Source organism: Serratia sp. 4542 (assembly GCF_016805595.1).
In the GTDB taxonomy this organism is placed as follows: domain Bacteria; phylum Pseudomonadota; class Gammaproteobacteria; order Enterobacterales; family Enterobacteriaceae; genus Serratia; species Serratia nevei.
Map to the genome: position 1 here is coordinate 264,370 of NZ_RXKV01000011.1, position 19,469 is coordinate 283,838.

The window sequence follows — 19,469 nt, forward strand, 5'->3', positions numbered from 1 at the left end:
GATTAAACGCGAACGAAGTCGATGTGAGCCAGTTTTGGCTTGAACGGGTGACGCTGTACAGCCTGAACCTTAACTTTGGTTTCTTTACCGTCGATAACCAGAGTTACTGCTTCGCTGTAGAATTCTGGTTTAGCTTCCATGTTCTTAACAGAATCATGGTCCAATTCGATGGAAACTGCAGCTTCTTTGCCACCGTAAACGATAGCTGGGAATTTGTTTGCTGCACGCAGGCGGCGGCTCGCACCTTTACCCTGGTCTTTACGTACTTCTACATTGATAGTGAACATTGTTTTTTCTCTTAAAAGAAAATTTACCCTGCTACAGGCGACCCAAGTAGCAAGTTCGGAAACCCGCTTTAACGCTGGGCAGGCCCAGGTAAAGCGCGCGGCATTTTAACGGAAAGCCGCCCGCAGGGCAACGAAAACCTGCCCGGGTTGGCGGCAGTTCGCTCAGGCCAATTGATTGGCGCGGCGGAAACGGCCTTGATAATCGAACACTTTCTCGCGCACCTGCCAAAACTGCCCGCGTTTGCGCGCCACCACGAAATCCGGATGGCGCAGCACCTGCTGTTGCGCCAGCACGTCGGCGGCGGTGTGCCAGGCGAACGGCACGCCCGGCGCGCGCTGATGCGGGCGCAGGAACAGCATCTCGAACGCTTTGCGCTGCGCCGGCGTCTGCAGACGGAAGCGCTCGCTGGTGCTGGTGCCGTCCTCGTCGTAATAGGTGGCCTTCAGCCATTCGCCCTTGTCGTCGCGGCCGCTTTGCAGCTCCATGCCGCCGCAGCGCAGCACCAGCGCATCTTTCAGCTTCAGCGCCGCTTTCAGCATGTCGTCGGGATCGACCAGCACTTCCTGGCACTGATGGCAGCGGCGCGCGGCGATGTCGTTCTCCGCGCCGCAGTGCGGGCAGCTCTTGAATCGGAAGCGGTAATCGCACTGCTCGCGGTGGCCGTCGTCGTCCTCCAGCCAGCCCTGACAGCGGCGGCCGTAGTGCTCGATGATGTCGCCGTTTTCGGTGCACTTGCCCCAGAACAGGTTGGCGAAGCCGCAGGCCGGGCAGAACACCTGCACCGGTTGGCTGTCACCGTGCGGCTTGCTGACGCCGACCTCCGGCGTGAACAGGTCGTGCGGGTTGCCGGCGTAGTCGAGGATCAGGCAATCCTCCTTGCCGGGCGCCAGCCGCAGCCCGCGGCCGACGATCTGCTGATACAGGCTGACGGACTCGGTCGGGCGCAGGATCGCGATCAGATCGACGTGCGGCGCGTCGAAGCCGGTGGTCAATACCGCGACGTTGACCAGATAGCGCAGCCGCTGCTGTTTGAACGCCTCGATCAGCGCATCGCGCTCGGCGGGCGGTGTTTCGGCGCTGACCAGCGCGGCCTCGCCGGTTGGCAGCAGGCCGTGGATCTCGCGGGCGTGCTCGACGGTGGCGGCGAAGATCATCACCCCTTTGCGGTCTTCGGCGTACTCCACAATCTGGCTGATGATATGCGGCGTGACGCGGTTTTGCCGCTTCAGTTCGCGGTTCAGATCCGCTTCGCTGAACAGGCCGTTGCTTCTGGCTTCCAGCCGGCTGAAATCGTACTGCACGATCGGCATGTCCAGCCGCTCAGGCGGTACCAGGAAGCCGTTCTTAATCATATAGCGCAGCGGGAGCTCGTAGATGCAGTCGCGAAACAGGCTGGCGCCGTCGCCGCGGGTGAAGCCGTGGTAGTGATACTGGTAAATCCAGCCCTTGCCCAGGCGATAGGGCGTGGCGGTCAGCCCCAGCAGCCGCAGCTGCGGGTTGGTTTTCTGCAAATGCTGGATGATTTGCTGGTACTGGCTGTCGTCGTCGTCGCTGATGCGGTGGCATTCATCGACGATCAGCAGCGAAAAGGCGCCGTCGAACAGCGGCAGGTTGCGCGCCACCGACTGCACGTTGCCGAACACCACCTTGCCGGCGCTCTCTTTCTGCTGCAGGCCGGCGGCGAAGATGTCCGCTTCCAGGCCGTAGGCGCAGTATTTGGCGTGGTTTTGCGCCACCAGTTCCTTGACGTGCGCCAACACCAGCACCCGCCCGCGGGCGCGCTTCGCCAGCTCGGCGATCACCAGGCTTTTGCCGGCGCCGGTCGGCAGCACGATCAGCGCCGGTTCGGGATGCCGCCGGAAATGATTGATGGTGGCTTCGACCGCTTCCAGTTGGTAGGGGCGTAGGGTAAAGGCCATAAATGAACGCCGTGGGTTGGGATGGGCCGTCGGGAAGCGGCTTTGTCACCGCTGCTCCCACAGAAACCGTGACATTCTACTCCCCGGACAGCCGAAAATTTCTATTATTATGCCTTCTGCGCGCGCGCGGTGCGAGGAGCGTGAAAATTACCTCTGTCGGGCAACGCGTTGTGCCGCTATACTCGTGTGACAGCAATCGCTGTTCCCCCACGCGATTCCCCCCCTGAACCTGCCATTTGCACCCGGTGCAACGGCGGGCGTCATATTTTGGCAATACGATCAATGCGATCATAACAACGACAGGCAAAGCAGATCCCATGCGATTGGACAAGTTTTTATCTCAGCAGTTAGGCATCAGCCGTGCGCTGGTTGCGCGCGAACTTCGGGCTAAACGCGTCACCGTGGATGGTGAGGTAGTGAAGAGCGGGGCGATCAAACTGACCCCGGAGCAAGAAGTGGCGTTCGACGGTAATCCGCTGCAGCAGCAGAACGGCCCGCGCTATTTCATGCTCAATAAACCGCAGGGCTACGTCTGCTCCACCGACGATCCCGATCATCCTACGGTGCTGTATTTTCTCGATGAACCGGTCGCGTACAAGCTGCACGCCGCCGGACGGCTGGATATCGACACCACCGGGCTGGTGTTGATGACCGACGACGGGCAGTGGTCGCACCGCGTCACGTCGCCGCGCCACCACTGCGAGAAAACCTATCTGGTGACGCTGGAGCACCCGTTGGCGGAAGACACCGCGCAGCGTTTCGCCGAAGGGGTGCAACTGCACAACGAGAAAGACCTGACGCGCCCGGCGACGCTGGAGCAGGTTGACGAGCGCGTAGTGCGCCTGACCCTCAGCGAAGGGCGCTACCACCAGGTGAAGCGGATGTTCGCTGCCGTCGGCAACCGGGTGATCGAGTTGCACCGTGAGCGCATCGGCGCCATCGTGCTGGATGACGATCTGGCGCCGGGCGAATACCGCCCACTGACCGAAGAAGAGATCGCCAGCGTGGGCGCGCCGCACCTGCAGGACTGAAAACCGATCATCGATTGCGGCTGATTAAGGAGTCGTGGAACGTGCAACAGAACCGAACCTCTCATCTCGGTTTGATTTTCATTTTGGGCCTGTTGTCCATGTTGATGCCGTTGGCCATCGACATGTACCTGCCCAGTATGCCGGTGATCGCCGCCCAGTTTGGCGTCGAGTCCGGCAGCGTGCAGATGACCCTCAGCGCCTATATGCTCGGCTTTGCCTTCGGGCAGCTGTTCTATGGGCCGATGTCGGACAGCCTCGGCCGCAAGCCGGTGATCCTGTGGGGAACGCTGATCTTCGCCATCGCCGGCTGCGCCTGCGCCATGGCGCAATCGATCGATCAGCTGATCGGGCTGCGTTTCCTGCACGGCCTGGCGGCGGCGGCCGCCAGCGTGGTGATCAATGCCCTGATGCGCGATATGTTCACCAAGGATGAGTTCTCGCGCATGATGTCGTTCGTCATTCTGGTGATGACCATCGCGCCGCTGCTGGCGCCGATGATCGGCGGTGCGCTGTTGCTGTGGTTCAGCTGGCACGCCATCTTTTGGACCATGGGCGCCGCGGCGTTGATCGGTTCACTGCTGGTGGCCCTGTTCATCAAGGAGACGCTGCCGAAAGAGCGCCGACAACGGTTCCACCTGCGCACCACGCTGGGCAACTTCGGTTCGCTGTTCCGCCATAAGCGGGTGCTCAGCTACATGCTCGCCAGCGCCTTCTCGTTTGCGGGCATGTTCTCGTTCCTCAGCGCCGGGCCGTTCGTCTACATCGAACTGAACCACGTTTCGCCGCAGCATTTCGGCTACTATTTTGCGCTGAACATCGTCTTCCTGTTCCTGACGACGCTGATCAACAGCCGCAACGTGCGGCGGTTCGGCGCGGTCAAGATGTTCAAGCTGGGGCTGTTGGTACAGTTGGCGATGGGGCTGTGGCTGGTGGCGGTGAGCGCCGTCGGCCTGGGCTTCTGGGCGCTGGTGATCGGCGTTGCGGTCTATCTGGGGTGCATCGCGATGATCTCCTCCAACGCCATGGCGGTGATCCTGGATGACTTCCCGCATATGGCGGGCACTGCGTCTTCGCTGGCCGGCACATTGCGCTTCAGCATCGGCGCGCTGGTGGGGGCGGTCCTGTCGATGGCGCCGGGTAAAAGCGCGTGGCCCATGGTTACCTCAATGGCGCTGTGCAGCATCGTGGCGGTGCTGTTTTATCTTTACGCCAGCCGGCCACGCGATCGCGCGGCCTGACGTTCTCCCAATGCGGGGCGTGTCGCCCCGCATCGTCATAGGGTTGCGCCCTGCCATTTCAGGGTGCAACTGGCAATTGAAATTTTGTTGCTAAATATACGCAAGCTAATCAATTGGCCATTTTCCCCTCTGTGTGTTTTTTGTTAAAAAATTCCGCCGCCGCACCACCCCATATTCCCCGGGAGGCGCGGCGTTCTGCCGGCTGAGCGCGGCGGGGGGTTTGTATTAGGTTTGATGTAAATCAAGGCATTAGCAGGGAAGGCTGCGCTAACGTGGTGGGGAAAATGTTTCTTCATTGTAAAAATATGGCGACGGAAAAGTAGTCGCATTGCAAGAAAAAAGAGTTGAGATCGCTGCGGGAAAGGGTTACATATAACGCAAAAATGCGAGCTGAGTCGCAAAATGCCGTGAAATAACACCGCACGGCGCGCCAAAAAATGGCACGGCATCGGCAAGCACGGGGTCTGGTTAATGGCTAGCGGCAAAATTTACATTTAAATAACATTTGTGCGCGGCAGAGTCGGGAGTCAGCGGCTATAACTTAGTAACCCTGTCAGGTAAAAGTGTTTCACCTTTTCAATCTAGGGATTTCATGTGGAGAATATCCAACTTTCGGTAGTGCATCGCTTGCCGCAAAGTTATCGTTGGCTATCCGGTTTCACCGGCGTGAAGGTAGAACCGATTCCGTTTAACGGAATAGACGAAGATAACAACCTGATAGGGCTGAAGTTACTCAGCCATGAAGGGGCCGAGGCCTGGCAGGTAATGCAACAGCTTAATCTGTCGCTGCAGGAGATTCAGGTCGACTGCGCGATCGTCGAATGGGAAGGGGAGCCTTGCCTGTTCGTGCAGCGCAGCGACGAGAGCGCCACCATGTGCCGCCTGAAAAACGTCGGCGCCGCGATCGCCGAACCGCTCAGCGCGCAATACCCCTTCTAGAATTCGCCGCTAATCCGCCAACTGCAGCAGTTGACGGGTATAGTCGGCGGCGGGCGCCGCGAAAATCGCCCGGCAGTCTCCCTGTTCAACCACTTCTCCCTGTCGCAACACGATGACCTGGTGGCATAGCGAACGCACCACCTGCAGGTCATGGCTGATGAACAGATAAGCCAGTCGGTGGCGTTGCTGCAGCGATTTCAGCAGCGTCAGGATCTGCGCCTGCACCGATTTATCCAGCGAAGAGGTCGGCTCGTCGAGGATCAGCAGCTGCGGCTGCAGGATCAGCGCGCGCGCGATGGCGATACGCTGGCGCTGCCCGCCGGAAAACTCGGTGGGATAGCGATGGCGCAGCTGCGGATCCAGGCCGACTTCCTGCAACACCTCGATCACGCGCTGTTCCCGCTGCTCTGCGCTAAGCCGCTGGTGCACTTCCAGCCCTTCGGCGATGATTTGCTGCACGTTCAGGCGCGGGTTCAGGGCGGAGTAGGGATCCTGGAAGACGATTTGCATCCGGCTGCGGTAGGGCAGCATCTGCTTTATCGTGAGCGGGTGCAGCGGTTCGCCGTCGAACCAGATGGCGCCCTGCGAGGCCAACAGGCGCAGCAGCGCCAGCCCGGTGGTGCTTTTACCCGAGCCGGATTCCCCCACCAGCCCCACGCTTTCCCCGGCGCGCAGCTCGAAACTCAATGATTTCAATGCATAGTGATAATCCACCGTGCGGCGCAGCAGGCCGCGGCGGATGGGGAAGCGTACCTGCAGATCTTCCACCCTGAGCAGCGGCCGCTCATCGCCGGGGCGCCCGTTGGCCGCGGCAGGCAGCGGCAGCGGTTCACCGACGTCCTCGGCGGCCAGCAGCTGCTGCGTGTAAGGATGCTGCGGCTGGCTGAACAGTTGCGCACGGCCGTTTTGCTCCACGCAGCGTCCCTGACGCATCACCGCCACGTTGTCCGCCAGGCGGCGCACGATATTCAGGTTATGGGTGATGAACAACAGCCCCATGCCCATCTCCTGCTTCAGCTCTTGCAGCAGCGTCAGGATCTGCGCCTGGATAGTGACGTCGAGCGCGGTGGTGGGCTCGTCGGCGATCAGCAGTTTCGGGCGAGTCAGCACCGCCATGGCGATCATCACCCGCTGGCGTTCACCGCCGGACAGCTGATGCGGGTAATCCTGCAGCCGGCTTTTGGCCTGACGGATGCCGACGCGCTCCAGGCATTCGACGATCTCTGCGCGCGCGGCTTCGCGCCGCAGGCCGCGGTGCAGCATCAGCACTTCCGCGAGCTGTTTTTCGATGGTGTGCAGCGGGTTAAGCGACACCATCGGTTCCTGAAAGATCATCGCGATCTGATTGCCGCGCACCTTGCGCAGCGCCGCTTCCGGCGCATGCAGCAACGAGTCGCCGTTGAACAGGATATCACCGGCAGGGTAAACCACCGGCGGCGCGGGCAGCAGGCGCAGTATCGACAGGGCGGTGACGCTTTTGCCGGAGCCGGATTCCCCCACCAGCGCCAGCGTTTCCGCCGGCGCGATTTGCAGCGAGAGTTCGTTGACCACCGGCGTGACGGTGTCGCCCTGGCGAAAGGCGATGCTGAGATCCTGAATAGCGAGCAAAGGAGTGGCCATATCAATGCGCCTTGCTGGGGTCAAAGGCGTCGCGTACCGCTTCGCCGATAAAGATTAATAACGACAGCAGCACCGCCAAGACCAGGAAGGCGGTGATGCCGAGCCACGGCGCCTGCAGATTGTTTTTGCCCTGCAGCAGCAATTCGCCGAGCGACGGCGAGCCTATCGGCAGACCGAAACCGAGGAAATCGAGCGACGTCAGGGTGGTGATCGAGCCGCACAGGATAAACGGCAGGAAGGTCAGCGTCGCCACCATGGCGTTGGGCAGCATATGGCGGGACATGATCACCCGATCCGGTACGCCCATGGCGCGCGCGGCGCGGATGTAGTCAAAATTGCGCGTGCGCAGGAATTCGGCGCGCACTACCCCCACCAGGCTCATCCAGCCGAACAGGATGGTGATGCCGAGCAGCCACCAGAAATTGGGCTGGACGATGCTCGACAGCAGAATGATCAGAAACAGCGTCGGCATGCCCGACCACACTTCGATAAAGCGCTGCCCCCACAGATCGAAACGCCCGCCGTAATACCCCTGGGTCGCGCCGACGCACACGCCGATCAGGCTGGAAAACAGCGTCAACGCCAGGCCGAACAGCATCGAGATGCGAAAACCGTACAGAACACGAGCGAGCACGTCGCCGCCGTTGCTGTCGGTGCCCAGCAGGTTGTGGCGCGAAGGCGGCGAGGGGAAGGGCACCTCGGTGGCGAAGTTGATGGTGTCGTAGCTGAAGCGGATCGGCGCCCAAACCGCCCAGCCGTGCCGTTCGATCTGCCGCTGTACGAACGGATCCTGATAGTCGGCTTCGGTGTTCAGCTCGCCGCCGAAGGCGGTTTCGCTGTAGTTAATCATAAACGGCAGGTACAACCGGCCTTCATAACGCACCAACAGCGGTTTGTCATTGGCGATCAGATCGGCGGCCAGGCTCAGGGTGAATAGCACCAAGAAGATCCACAGCGACCAGTAGCCGCGGCGGTTGCGGCGAAAACGCGCCCAGCGCGCCTGGTTGATCGGGCTAAGGCGGCTCATTGGCGGGCCTCGAAGTCAATGCGCGGATCGACCAGGGTGTAGGTGATATCGCTGAGGATATTCAACAGCAGGCCGATCAGGGTGAAGATATACAGCGTGCCGAACATCACCGGGTAGTCGCGCTGCAGCGTGGCGTCGTAGCCCAGCAGCCCCAGGCCGTTGAGCGAGAACATCACCTCAATCAGCAGCGAGCCGGTGAAGAACATGCTGATAAAGGTGGCCGGAAAACCGGCGATCACCAGCAGCATGGCGTTGCGGAACACGTGGCGGTAGAGGATTTTTTTCTCATCCAGCCCTTTGGCGCGGGCGGTGGTGACGTACTGCTTGCGGATCTCGTCGAGGAACGAGTTCTTGGTCAGCATGGTCAGGGTGGCGAAGCCGCCGATCACCGTCGCCAGCACCGGCAGGGTGATGTGCCACAGGTAGTCGGCGATCTTTGCCGGCCACGAGAGGGTGTCGAAGTTGCTGGACACCAGGCCGCGCAGCGGGAACCAGTCGAGGTAGCTGCCGCCGGCGAACAGCACGATCATCAGGATGGCGAACAGGAAAGCCGGAATGGCGTAGCCGATGATGATCAGCGTGCTGCTCCAGGTATCGAAGGCGCTGCCGTTGTGGACGGCCTTGCGGATGCCGAGCGGGATCGACACCAGGTAAATGATCAGCGTGCTCCAAAGGCCCAGCGTGATGGAGACCGGCAGGCTCTGGCCGATCAGCTGCATCACCGAAGCGCCGCGAAACAGGCTGTCGCCGAAGTCGAAGCGCATATAGTTCCACAGCATGGTGAAGTAGCGTTCGTGCAGCGGTTTGTCGAAGCCGTAACGTTGGGTGATCTCGGCGATCACCTCCGGATCCAGGCCGCGCGAACCGCGGTATTGGCCGTCGCCAGCCGCGATGCCCGCCCGGGCATGACCCAGGCCTTCACCTGCGCCGCCGCTGCCAAAACCGCTGCCGTGCCCCAGCTCAATGGCGGCGATGGCTTGATCGACCGGACCGCCGGGCGCAATTTGCACGATAAAAAAGTTGATGGTGATGATCGCCCACAGCGTGGGGATCACCAATAACAGTCTGCGTATCAGATAGGCCGCCATTCCGACTCCTTATTGCCGCTGAGCCGGTAAACGCGCCGCCTTGTTGACGTCGTACCACCAGTTGTCGAAGCCAATCGCATAGGCCGGGCGGATTGGCGGCGTGGAGAATTTGTCCCAATAGGCGTAGCGATCGTGGTTGGAGTACCACATCGGCAGCATGTAGTTGTTCCAGGTCAGCACCCGGTCCAGCGCGCGGCCGAGCGGCAGCAGGGCTTTTTCGTCGCCTTGATGGGCGGCGATTTGTCTCACCAGGCTGTCGACCGCCGGGTCTTTGACGCCGGCCGTGTTGTAACTGGAATCGATGTACTGCGAATCCCACAGGATTTGCAGATCGGCGCTGGGGAACGGCATCGCCATGTACACCGTCGACATCATGTCGAAATCGCGCTCGCGCATGCGACGGGTGTACTGCGAGGCGTCGACCTCGCGGATTTGCATCTCGATGCCCAACCGCTGCAGGTTGTGGCGGAACGGTAATACGTACTGGAAGTTGCTGCCGCTCAGCAGCATCAGTTCGAAGGTGAACGGCTGACCGGTTTTGGCGTTGACCAGCTTTTGATTTTTGACCACCCAACCGGCTTCTTTCAGTAGTTGAGTCGCTTTCAGCAGATTTTGCCGATCGTTGCCGCTGCCGTCGGAGGAGGGCGGCTGGTAGATGCTGGTAAACACCTCCGGCGGTATCTGGCCTTTGAGCGGTGCCAGCAAGGCCAGTTCGGCGGCGTCCGGGTAGCTACGGGCGGCGTAGGCGGTGTTTTGGAAATAGCTGTCGGCGCGCTGATAAGCGTTGTAATACAGCGCCTTGTTCATCCAGTTGAAGTCGAAAGCCAGGCCAATCGCTTCCCGTACCCGGCGATCGGCAAACAGCGGTTTTTGCAGGTTGAACGCCAGCCAGCGGGTATTCTGCGCCGCCTGGTTGGTCTCGTCCTGCTTGATGATGTAGTTGCGCGCGAAGTTGCCGCCCTGGTACTGGGTGGCCCAGCTTTTGGGCGACGGCTCGATGCGGAAATCGTAAGCCCCGGCCTTGAAGGCTTCCAGCGCCACTTTATCGTCCAGGTAATAATCGTAGCGAATGCTGTCGAAGTTATAGCGGCCGCGATTCACCGGCAGGTTGGCGGCCCAGTAGTCGCGCACTCGCTGGTAGGTGATGTACTGGCCGAGGCGGTAATCGCCGATTTTATACGGGCCGCTGGCGAGCGGCGGGGTGCTGAGCGGTTCGTTGAGCTTATGGTTTTTCCAGAAGCTTTCCGGCAATACGCGCAGGCTGAGCAGGCTGAGGATTTGCTCACGGTTGGCTTTAGGCAGCTCGATGCGCACCGTCAGCCGGGAAATGGCCTTGACCGTGACGCCTTTGTAATAGGAGCGAAACTGCGGCACGCCTTCGGTCATGAATTTATTGAAGGTGAAGGCCACGTCGGCGGCGGTGATCGGGCTGCCGTCTTGGAAGCGGGCGCGCGCGTTGATATCCAACTCCATCCAGCGCATGTCGGCCGGGAAACGGGCCGATTCGGCAATCAGCGGATAATAGCTGCCGGGTTCGTCGTCGGAGTTGGTGAACAGCGTATCGTACAGCTCCATCGTGCGTTCACCGGGTACGCCACGGGTGGCGAAGCGGTTGAAGTTGTCGTAGGTGCCGATGGCCGCCAGCCGTACGTCGCCGCCCTTGGGCGCCGCCGGGTTGACGTAGTCGAAATGGCTGAAGTCGGTGGCGTATTTCGGTTCACCGAGAAGGGCGAAAGCGTAGCTTTCGTTGAGGGCTTCGGCCTGCAGACCGAAGCTCAGTGCCGAGAGCACCAGAGCAGCGAAAATGCGCACGGACATCGGACGGTAAGCTCCTGCTGTGGAATAAAGTACAACCTGCGCCCAGCATAACATTCTTCGGGTGGGCGCAGGGTAAAGATGCTTAAAGATTAACTATTTTTTTGCCTGATAATCAAAGACCTGATGAGCATTGCAGTAGGCGACGAAGTTGTCGATGCTCAGCGGCTTGCTGAAGTAGTATCCCTGCATGAAGTTGACGCCGTGTTCTTGCAGGAACTGCATCTGCTCGGCGGTTTCGACGCCTTCGGCCACCGTCAGCATTTTCAGCTTTTTCGCCAGCGAGATCACCGCATCCAGCACCGGCGCGGTGACCGTGTCCTGGCCAATGGTGTTGACGAAGCCACGGTCGATCTTCAGGTAATCCATGGTGAAGCGCTCAAGATAGATCAACGCGCTGTGCCCGGTGCCAAAATCGTCTACCGCGATCTCGATGCCCTGTTTGTGCAGCCAGTCAAACTCCGCCAGCGCGCTCTCTTCTTCCACCATGCCGCGCTCGGTGATTTCAAACACCAGCGTAAAGTAATCACCCGGCAGCTGCGCCAACAGTTCATACACGTCCTGGTGGAAGGACGGTGCGCTAAGGTGGGCGGGGGAGATGTTGAGGCCGACTTTACCTCCCCGTGGCAGCGCTTTGGCAAGCTGCGGCGCATCTTCGGCGATCAGCCTGAACAGCTGGCGGGTAAGCGGCACGATCAGCCCGTTGCTTTCGGCGTAGGGGATAAAGACATCGGGCGGGATGCGGCCCTCGATCGGATGCTGCCAGCGAATCAGCGCTTCCAGCCCGCCGATGCTGTTGCTGTCGGTGTGGAACACCGGCTGGTATTCGATAAAGAACTCGTTGCGCTTGATGCCGCGCAGCAGCGCGCGCTCCGGGCTTTGCCGCAGCAGCAGCATGTAGTAGCAGAGTACGCCGATCATCAATGACAGCACCAGGCTGCCCAACAGCGTCAGGCGAATGTCGTTGGGCGTCAGCTTCTCGTTGTAGAACATGATGGTCAACGGCAGATTGGGCAGCGTCAGGTTATCCGCCTTGCCTTTCGGCAGTTGATCGACCGGCATCAGGTTCGGGCTGAAAGTGGTCAGCGCGCGATTGCCCATCACGATGGCGATGCCCGGCGCCTGTTCGTCGTGCGAGGTGAACAGCAGATAGGGCATCAGATCGATGTCCAGCGTAGCGAGGATGCCGGTGGCCTGCTCGCCGGGATGCCGCAGCCAAACCGCAACCGCAGGCTTATTTGGCACGATCGGCGTGCCCTGCTGCAGCTTGAGATCCAAAGGCAGATCCCAGTCGATGTCCTGATAGAGGTTTTTCATCGGCAGCATCATGTCGCCGGTGGCGGAGGAGCAATAGGCGTAGCCGTCTTTCACCAACAGAAAGGTGCGCACGCCGCTGGTAAAGGCCGCCTGGTAGGTAATGTCCGACTGGCTGGAGAGGCAAGGCTTGTCCAACAGCGGCATCATTTGCTGCATCACGGCCGTCAGATGCGAGATATAACCCAGCGTGAACTTTTGCGTACGCGCTTCGACTTTATGTTGATATTGCGTGCGCTGGTGGTTGATCAAAGAAAGCGTGACCGCGGTGAATAGCGTAAAAAATACCAGAGCGGCGACGCCGCTTTTAGCCAGGCTGCGCTGTCGGTGAGAGACGCTGCGGGCGAAAGCCCTTTTCAAGCCCATAACCGAGTCCTCTGCAACAGGGCGTCAGGGGTGTCGCACAGCCAGTTAATGGATTGTACCAACGGCTTTTTTTTCATTTTTGCCTTTTTATCCCGTACCAACCGGCGGCGCCGTTTAAATACGCGGCGTCGCCGACAGAAATATAATGCGCCTATTCTAAGCGGAAACGTTTTAAATAACGCCGGGGCGCCGTTGCCATCATCTGACGATAATAGGCGAGTTTTTCCTCGACGGCGCGATTTCCTGCCAACAGTTTATCAAAATAATGGCGTGCGGCGGCGTTAAGCGGGGAGAGGTGACGATAAGCCAGGGACCAAGCGCGAGGGCACCTGTTCAACCGCCAAAAAAAACGCCGCCCGTAGGCGGCGCTTATCGCTCGTTTGGTATTCGGAATCTTCAAGGCGATGCGCCGTCAGCCGCTGGTCAGCACCCGGCGCGCTTCTCGATAACGTTTGTCCCAATAGTTATCGGTCAGCTTGGAAATCATGACACCACTGCTGGTGGAGGCGTGAACGAATTGATCGTTGCCTAAATAGATGCCGACATGGCGCCCGGTAGAGCCGGCGCGGAACAGCACCAAATCGCCGGCGCGCAGCTTGGTGCGCTGGATTTTCTTGCCGAGATCTTCCTGTTCATAGGTAGAGCGCGGTAAATCCATGCCGAACTGTTCGCGGAAGGTACGCTGCACAAACGCCGAACAATCGATGCCGCGCTTGGTGTCACCGCCTAAGCGGTAGCGAACGCCTTTCCAGTCCGCGTACTGATCCATAATCTTTGACTTGACGTCAACGTTGCGGACCATCGCTTCGAATTCATCCTGAGAGGCTTGCAGTAAAAGACCGTCTTTGTCATTAACTGCACGCATCTCAGTTTGTGCGTTATTCAAGTTCGAAGTTTGAGTCGAGCTGCACGCTGACAGCATAACCGCCGCGGCAATTGCAGGGACTACCCGCAAAAAATATCTCAGAAACGGTTGAGATTTGACCATTGTTGTTGTTTTCCCTTGAAGTCCTTAACGACGAAAGTCGCTACCTGAAAAATGCCAAACGGAACGAGCCTAGTCCGCACCTGTTGCATCGACAACCAGTTACCGTTGAAAACGTGCGAGAACGCACATTTTTATCGGATTCCATACTGATTCGACTTAAACCAGGCACAAACGCATCTGAGATTACCGGAACAAATAGGGGATTGCGAGCCTTTTTCACGTCTTTTTTATATGAATTTGTGATGTAACATAATGTAAATCTTCATATAAAAAACGCCAATTGTCCGATGTATGAATCTGGCGTGAAATCAAGTTGCAAAAGCGTTAACGGGCGGCGGTGAAATTTTGCGCGCGGCGCGGGGGTAGGGCACGGGAGGCGTGGGCCTCCCGGTATGAGTCATAGCCGCACGTTATGGTTGGCCGGGGCGGTGCTTGCCAGGCAACAGGCGATTCAACCGATCGACAATCCAGTCGCTGCAAGGCGTCATCAGCACCCAACTGGCGCCAACCAGCACCACGGACAGCGAACCGACGGCGATATCGGTAAACCAGTGGGCGCCAATCATCACGCGTGGCAATGAGAAGACCAGCGTAATCAGCAGGGCGACGGCGAAGGCGCCGCGGCCGAAATAGCGCAGCATAAAGCAGGAAAAAATAATCAGCATCATGCCGTGGTCGCCGGGGAAGCTGTCGCCGGAAGCGTCCTTGGTCGGGATGCCGGTCAGCTCGCTGACGCGATGGATATTGTCGAAGGTCAGGGTAGGGCTCGGATGTTTCACCGGCAGCAGATGGCCAAGCTGATTCAGCACCACGGCGGTCAGCAGCATCACCACGCCGGTGATCACCAGGCGGCGGCGGCCGGCGGCGTCCTGCTTCAGGTAGAAGTACAGATACAGCAGACCCATGGCGAGCAGCGAAATGACATCAAACGCGCGGTTATTGGTGATGGCGACCAGATGCAAAAATGCCGGGTCGGTAGCCAGATGGCGGTTAAAGAAGAAAAAAATCGCCGAATCCAGGGTAAACCAGCCGCCGTGATTGGCCGGCAGGAACCAGGACAGAAACAGCGCAACGCCCAGTAAGTTAAAGAAGAGAATGAAGGGTAAATTGCGGCGTGTCATGACATAACCTGTTGAAAAAATGAAAATGAAACAAAACCCGGCCGCCCTGCGACAACCGGGGGGGCAACGGTACGGGGTTTAACTTAAACGAATCTTAAACAAGGCGGATTGCAGGGCGTTCCAGTCGGTATTTTCGCTGTGGATCAGTTCAATCCGGCTGTCGAGCGGCACGAGCGGGCGGGTTTCGATGTTGAGATCCTGCCCCTGCCGATTGATCAGCAATGTGCCTTCGGGAATGCGCACCACGCCTTTAGCGCGTTCGACCGGCGCGAGTCGTACCCACTCCATAAAGCCGACGGTGTCGAACTGGGTGTCGGCGTCAAAAATCCAGCCGCAGCTGGTGAAGCCTTGCCCCTCGTTCAGCGCTCGCCGCCAGCGGGCGTGCTCCGGCAATCGCAGCGCCGCCAGCCCCTGCGTTTTCGCCTGACCATGATGATGCTGCGCGTCCGGTAATTCTGCACGATTCGTGCGCGGGAGGGACAACAGCGCGACATCCGCTTGGCCTTGCGCTATGGCGTAGCAGGGCCGCTGCAGCGGATCTTGCGCCCTCCAGGCTTCCAGCGCCCGCCTGTCTTCCGGCTGATAGGTATCGCTTTTGCTGGCCAGAATAACATCGGCCGCGGCCAGCTGATCGCGGAAGTTTTCGTTGTCGCGGTAGCGGGGTTGGCTGAGCTGGCGGGCATCCAGCAGGCACAGCGTGGCCTGCAGATCGATCCAGCCGGCATAGCTCTCCTGGGTCAGCAGCGACAGGATTTGCTTCGGGTGTCCGAGCCCGGTCGGCTCAATCAGCAGCCGATCCGGTTTGGCCTGCTGCAGTAGCATATTCAAGCCCACCTGCATCGGCAGGCCGTTGACGCAGCACATGCAGCCGCCGGGGATCTCTTTGAGCACCGCGCCGCTGTCCGCCAGCAGCGCGCCGTCGATGCCTATTTCGCCGAATTCATTGACCAATACCGCCCAGCGTTCCTGTTCGGGCTTATGAGCCAGCAAATGGCGGATGGTGGTGGTTTTACCGCTGCCGAGAAAGCCGGTAATCAAATTGGTTTTGGTCATTAATAATTCCTGGCGTAAAAATTAACTTGCTTAATAAATGAGTTACGCTGCCTTGTCGGTGAAGCGGCCGCAATTTAATTTGTGCTCTATCTCGCAAATTTTGCACGTCACCCTGCGCTTTTCAACCGGCAAAAGCCACCTTTAAAATCAAGAAAATTCTTAGATAAAACCCTGTATTAGATGCGGTTAACTTTTGTTAGTAGCTTGTTTTTACATTGTTAATGACGCGATTAACGATCAAATTGCGTCCCTTTCCTTGCGATTATTCCTAACAAGATCCTCTATGGTTAAATTGGCTTAACTAAAAATGAGGTTGCCATGAATACCTTTCGGTTATTTTTGATCGTAGGAATGTTGTTTTCATGGACGGCAGTGAGTCATGCAGGAGTGGCCGGCGGGGTAATTCGCTTCGTCGGTTCTATCGTTGAAAGTCCTTGCACGGTCAATATTGCAGATTCTAAGGCGAATACGCAATGTTACCGCAACGGCCAGCGTTATCAGGCCCAGCAAGCGTTGTCAGGTTTTGATGCTACACGCAAAGAACTTCCGCTAAATCTAGGCACAACCGAAATGAAGTGGGTAGACCAACAGAAAAAACTTGCTGTTATGACGGTCGTTTATCGTTAAGTCGTTCCGCCATGCCGGCGTAACGTTACGCCGGCATGGTTATTCTCGGCCCTGCAGGCTCCTCACCGCATCACCCACTCCTTCACCGTTTCACGCGCCCCGCGATCGCGCAGGGACAAATAGGCTTGCGTTACCGCTTCGGTAAACGCCGCATGCGCCGCCAGCGTTTCGCCGAATACTGATTTCAGCGCCAGCAACGCCGTTACGCGTCGCCGATCGTCCGTTGTGGCGGCGATCGTCTGTTGCAACACGTCTGCCAGCGGATCGCGAATGTCGATCGGCTGACCGGCGTCATCGACGCCGCCGACGTAACGCATCCAGCCCGCCACGCCCAGCGCCAGCCCGCTATAGTCACCGCCGTGCCGCAGATGCCAGCGCACCGCGTCCAGCAGGCGTTGCGGCAGCTTCTGCGAACCGTCCATGGCTATCTGCCAGGTGAGGTGTTGCAGTGCCGGATTGCTGAAGCGCGCGATAAGCTGTGCGGCGTAGTCGGCCAGACTGATGCCGGTGACGCTCAGCGTCGGGGCCTGTTCGTCCAGCATCAACCGCAGGGCGGCGCGGCGGTAGTGCTCATCCGCCATGCACTCGTTGATATAGCGGTAGCCGCCCAGGTAACCGAGGTAAGCCAGGAATGAGTGGCTGCCGTTCAGCATGCGCAGCTTCATGTGTTCAAACGGCAGTACATCGCTGACCAGTTGGACGCCGGCCTGCTCCCACGCCGGGCGTCCGGCGATAAAGTTGTCTTCCACCACCCATTGGATGAAGGGCTCGCAGGCGATGGCGCATTCGTCGCGCACGCCGCCCAGCGCGGCGGCGATCTCATCCAGCGTGGCCGGCGTGGCGGCCGGCACGATGCGATCCACCATGGTGCAGGGGAAGGTGGCAGCGGTGGCGATCCAGTCGGCGAGTGCCGGATCCCGCGCCTGCGCCAGATCGAGCACCGCCCGGCGCAGCACGTGGCCGTTCTCCGGAATATTGTCGCAGGAGAGCAGGGAGAAGGCGGGCAGGCCGCGTTCGCGCCGCAGCCGCAGCGCTTCCACCAAAATGCCCGGCACGGTCTGCGGCTGATGCGGCCACGCCAGATCGGCGACGATCCCCGAATGCTGTCGATCCAGCCGCCCGCTGCCGGGCTCGATGCAATAGCCTTTTTCGGTGATGGTCATCGAAACGATCGCCACCTGCGGCTCGGCCAGCTTCTCCAGCACCGCGGCGATGCCTTCCAGCTTGCGATGCAGGCTCTCATGCACCGCACCGACCACGATGGCCTGATGGCCGTCCGCGCCTTTCTCCAGCACGCTGTACAGATGATCCTGTTGCCGCAGCGCCTCAAACAGCGGCACGCCGCCGGAAAGACTGATTTCGCAAATGCCCCAATCGCCGCCTTGGGCGTTCAGCACCCGATCGGTCAGCAGCGCCTGATGCGCGCGGTGGAACGCGCCGAAGCCAAGGTGCACGATGCGGCTGCGCAGGGCCCGGCGGTCATAGTCCGGCTGCCGGACGGCGCTCGGCAGCGGGGTGTTGGCGATCGTTTTCATCTCATCTCCAAAACGGGTAAGACAGCTGGCGGGCCACTTGCGCCAAGTTAGCAGACCAGTTTTCCGCCGCGCAGGCAGGGTGGCACCGGTGATAAAAAACTGCGACCAGTGTAAGGATGTCGGCCAGTTAAAGGAATTGGTCAGTCTAAAATAAGCCAGAATCGTGAAGTGGATCAACCAATGAGGGGTTCTGTTTTGACAGCGCAGGGCGAAAGAGTAAGTTAAAGATAACTGACATCTAAATTAAACTGGTATAACAGCATTGCGGTGCGAGACAGGCATAAGGACAAAACATGGAACAAACATGGCGTTGGTATGGCCCGAACGATCCGGTTTCTTTGGACGATGTGCGTCAGGCCGGGGCGACCGGGGTGGTGACGGCGCTGCATCATATCGCGAACGGTGAAGTCTGGCCGATCGACGAAATCCGCGCGCGGCAGGCGCTGTTGGCGGAAAAGGGGCTGGTGTGGTCGGTGGTGGAGAGCGTGCCGGTACATGAGGAGATCAAAACCCACAGCGGCGACTGGCGGCGGTATATCGCCAATTACCAGCAGTCGCTGCGCAACCTGGCGGCCTGCGGCATCGATACCGTCTGCTACAACTTCATGCCGATCCTCGACTGGACGCGCACCGATCTGGCCTATCCGCTGCCGGACGGTTCCAAAGCGTTGCGTTTCGATCAGATAGCCTTCGCCGCGTTCGAGCTGCATATCCTGCAGCGCGCCGGCGCCGAAGCCGACTATACGCCGCAGGAACGCAGCCAGGCGGCGGCCCGTTTCGCCGCCATGAGCGAGGAAGAAAAAAATCGGCTGACCGGTAACATCATCGCCGGGCTGCCGGGGGCGGAAGAGGGCTACACGCTGGATCAGTTCCGCCGCCGGTTGGCGGAATACGACGGCATCGACAAGGCGCGGCTGCGCGAAAACATGGCGGTCTTTCTGCGTGCCATCGTGCCGGTGGCGGAAGAGGCCGGCATCCGGCTGGCGGTGCACCCCGACGATCCGCCGCGGCCGATCCTCGGCCTGCCGCGCATCGTCTCCACGATTGAAGACATGCAGTGGCTGAAGCAGACCGTCGACAGCATTTATAACGGCTTCACCCTATGCACCGGTTCATACGGCGTGCGCGCCGATAACGATCTGGTGCGGATGATTGAGACCTTCGGCGATCGCATTCACTTTACCCACCTGCGCGCCACCTGCCGCGAGGAGAACCCGAAAAGCTTCCACGAAGGGGCGCACCTGCAGGGCGATGTGGACATGGTGGCGGTGATCGAAGCGATCCTGACCGAAGAGCTGCGTCGGCAACGGGCAGGCGATCGGCGGCCGATCCCGATGCGCCCCGATCATGGGCATCAGATGCTGGACGACTTGAAAAAGAAAACCAATCCGGGCTATTCGGCCATCGGGCGGTTGAAAGGGCTGGCGGAGCTGCGCGGCGTCGAGCTGGCGCTCAAGCGGCGCTTTTTCCCGGAATTGCCGTAGCGGAAAAGGAAACGGG

16 protein-coding genes are annotated in these 19,469 nt (G+C 59.5%); 5 read left to right on the top strand and 11 right to left on the bottom strand.

Translation table 11 applies throughout. The features are described 5' to 3' along the window. Positions 1-2 precede the first annotated feature (2 nt). Positions 3-287 carry a 50S ribosomal protein L25 gene (rplY, locus tag EKL15_RS18415; protein WP_019453645.1) on the bottom strand — a complete coding sequence of 95 codons (285 nt, stop codon included), beginning with the start codon at positions 285-287 and terminating at the stop codon, positions 3-5. Between the two features lie 162 nt (positions 288-449). Further along, a complete protein-coding gene (locus EKL15_RS18420) occupies positions 450-2,207 on the bottom strand; it encodes a DEAD/DEAH box helicase (protein ID WP_203090165.1) in 1,758 nt (585 codons plus the stop codon). Positions 2,208-2,524: 317 nt separating this feature from the next. Between EKL15_RS18420 and rsuA the strand changes: the two genes are divergently transcribed. The 3 genes from rsuA to EKL15_RS18435 all read left to right on the top strand — a co-directional run bounded on the left by rsuA (position 2,525) and on the right by EKL15_RS18435 (position 5,415). Next, positions 2,525-3,238, top strand: coding sequence for a 16S rRNA pseudouridine(516) synthase RsuA (gene rsuA, locus EKL15_RS18425; RefSeq protein ID WP_060420171.1), 714 nt, complete (start codon positions 2,525-2,527; stop codon positions 3,236-3,238). Positions 3,239-3,279: 41 nt separating this feature from the next. Continuing rightward, on the top strand, positions 3,280-4,476 hold the full coding sequence (locus EKL15_RS18430; protein ID WP_047730236.1) for a Bcr/CflA family multidrug efflux MFS transporter: 1,197 nt from the start codon (positions 3,280-3,282) through the stop codon (positions 4,474-4,476). Between the two features lie 594 nt (positions 4,477-5,070). Next, positions 5,071-5,415, top strand: a complete 345-nt coding sequence (locus tag EKL15_RS18435; protein ID WP_047730237.1) for a YejG family protein — start codon at positions 5,071-5,073, stop codon at positions 5,413-5,415. A gap of 9 nt (positions 5,416-5,424) precedes the next feature. Here the strand turns inward: EKL15_RS18435 and yejF are convergent, their stop codons facing one another. The 8 genes from yejF to EKL15_RS18475 form a co-directional block, all read right to left on the bottom strand. Beyond that, a complete protein-coding gene (gene yejF / locus EKL15_RS18440; RefSeq protein WP_203090167.1) occupies positions 5,425-7,035 on the bottom strand; it encodes a microcin C ABC transporter ATP-binding protein YejF in 1,611 nt (536 codons plus the stop codon). Position 7,036: 1 nt separating this feature from the next. Then, positions 7,037-8,062: an ABC transporter permease gene (locus EKL15_RS18445; protein ID WP_060420176.1), complete on the bottom strand. Its 1,026-nt coding sequence runs from the start codon at positions 8,060-8,062 to the stop codon at positions 7,037-7,039. Continuing rightward, positions 8,059-9,150: a microcin C ABC transporter permease YejB gene (locus EKL15_RS18450; RefSeq protein WP_060420179.1), complete on the bottom strand. Its 1,092-nt coding sequence runs from the start codon at positions 9,148-9,150 to the stop codon at positions 8,059-8,061. The genes EKL15_RS18445 and EKL15_RS18450 overlap by 4 nt, the downstream gene beginning before the upstream one ends. 9 nt (positions 9,151-9,159) lie before the next feature. Then, positions 9,160-10,968 carry an extracellular solute-binding protein gene (locus EKL15_RS18455; RefSeq protein WP_060420182.1) on the bottom strand — a complete coding sequence of 603 codons (1,809 nt, stop codon included), beginning with the start codon at positions 10,966-10,968 and terminating at the stop codon, positions 9,160-9,162. Positions 10,969-11,061: 93 nt separating this feature from the next. Next, complete coding sequence (locus tag EKL15_RS18460) at positions 11,062-12,645, bottom strand: cyclic di-GMP phosphodiesterase (protein ID WP_060420184.1); 1,584 nt, start codon at positions 12,643-12,645, stop codon at positions 11,062-11,064. 412 nt (positions 12,646-13,057) lie between these two features. Then, the gene (gene mepS, locus EKL15_RS18465; RefSeq protein WP_100396396.1) at positions 13,058-13,633 is read right to left on the bottom strand and encodes a bifunctional murein DD-endopeptidase/murein LD-carboxypeptidase; all 576 of its coding nucleotides are present in this window, start codon (positions 13,631-13,633) and stop codon (positions 13,058-13,060) included. A 410-nt stretch (positions 13,634-14,043) separates the two neighbouring features. After that, positions 14,044-14,754: a phosphatase PAP2 family protein gene (locus tag EKL15_RS18470; RefSeq protein ID WP_038876299.1), complete on the bottom strand. Its 711-nt coding sequence runs from the start codon at positions 14,752-14,754 to the stop codon at positions 14,044-14,046. Between the two features lie 78 nt (positions 14,755-14,832). Then, positions 14,833-15,807 (bottom strand): GTP-binding protein, encoded by a 975-nt coding sequence (locus tag EKL15_RS18475; RefSeq protein WP_203090169.1) that lies wholly within the window; start codon positions 15,805-15,807, stop codon positions 14,833-14,835. A gap of 318 nt (positions 15,808-16,125) precedes the next feature. Here EKL15_RS18475 and EKL15_RS18480 point away from each other — a divergent pair, with 318 nt between their 5' ends. Continuing rightward, a complete protein-coding gene (locus tag EKL15_RS18480; protein ID WP_060420188.1) occupies positions 16,126-16,434 on the top strand; it encodes a type 1 fimbrial protein in 309 nt (102 codons plus the stop codon). A gap of 62 nt (positions 16,435-16,496) precedes the next feature. Here the strand turns inward: EKL15_RS18480 and EKL15_RS18485 are convergent, their stop codons facing one another. Continuing rightward, positions 16,497-17,969: a mannitol dehydrogenase family protein gene (locus tag EKL15_RS18485; RefSeq protein ID WP_100396393.1), complete on the bottom strand. Its 1,473-nt coding sequence runs from the start codon at positions 17,967-17,969 to the stop codon at positions 16,497-16,499. A gap of 293 nt (positions 17,970-18,262) precedes the next feature. Here EKL15_RS18485 and uxuA point away from each other — a divergent pair, with 293 nt between their 5' ends. Continuing rightward, complete coding sequence (gene uxuA / locus EKL15_RS18490) at positions 18,263-19,453, top strand: mannonate dehydratase (protein ID WP_084827381.1); 1,191 nt, start codon at positions 18,263-18,265, stop codon at positions 19,451-19,453. The last annotated feature ends 16 nt before the right edge of the window (positions 19,454-19,469 follow it).

Coding starts and splice junctions, on each gene's coding strand:
- rplY (WP_019453645.1), bottom strand. CDS start 287: ATGTTCACTATCAATGTAGAAGTACGTAAAGACCAGGGTAAAGGTGCG.
- EKL15_RS18420 (WP_203090165.1), bottom strand. CDS start 2,207: ATGGCCTTTACCCTACGCCCCTACCAACTGGAAGCGGTCGAAGCCACC.
- rsuA (WP_060420171.1), top strand. CDS start 2,525: ATGCGATTGGACAAGTTTTTATCTCAGCAGTTAGGCATCAGCCGTGCG.
- yejF (WP_203090167.1), bottom strand. CDS start 7,035: ATGGCCACTCCTTTGCTCGCTATTCAGGATCTCAGCATCGCCTTTCGC.
- EKL15_RS18445 (WP_060420176.1), bottom strand. CDS start 8,062: ATGAGCCGCCTTAGCCCGATCAACCAGGCGCGCTGGGCGCGTTTTCGC.
- EKL15_RS18450 (WP_060420179.1), bottom strand. CDS start 9,150: ATGGCGGCCTATCTGATACGCAGACTGTTATTGGTGATCCCCACGCTG.
- EKL15_RS18455 (WP_060420182.1), bottom strand. CDS start 10,968: ATGTCCGTGCGCATTTTCGCTGCTCTGGTGCTCTCGGCACTGAGCTTC.
- EKL15_RS18460 (WP_060420184.1), bottom strand. CDS start 12,645: ATGGGCTTGAAAAGGGCTTTCGCCCGCAGCGTCTCTCACCGACAGCGC.
- mepS (WP_100396396.1), bottom strand. CDS start 13,633: ATGGTCAAATCTCAACCGTTTCTGAGATATTTTTTGCGGGTAGTCCCT.
- EKL15_RS18470 (WP_038876299.1), bottom strand. CDS start 14,754: ATGACACGCCGCAATTTACCCTTCATTCTCTTCTTTAACTTACTGGGC.
- EKL15_RS18475 (WP_203090169.1), bottom strand. CDS start 15,807: ATGACCAAAACCAATTTGATTACCGGCTTTCTCGGCAGCGGTAAAACC.
- EKL15_RS18480 (WP_060420188.1), top strand. CDS start 16,126: ATGAATACCTTTCGGTTATTTTTGATCGTAGGAATGTTGTTTTCATGG.
- EKL15_RS18485 (WP_100396393.1), bottom strand. CDS start 17,969: ATGAAAACGATCGCCAACACCCCGCTGCCGAGCGCCGTCCGGCAGCCG.
- uxuA (WP_084827381.1), top strand. CDS start 18,263: ATGGAACAAACATGGCGTTGGTATGGCCCGAACGATCCGGTTTCTTTG.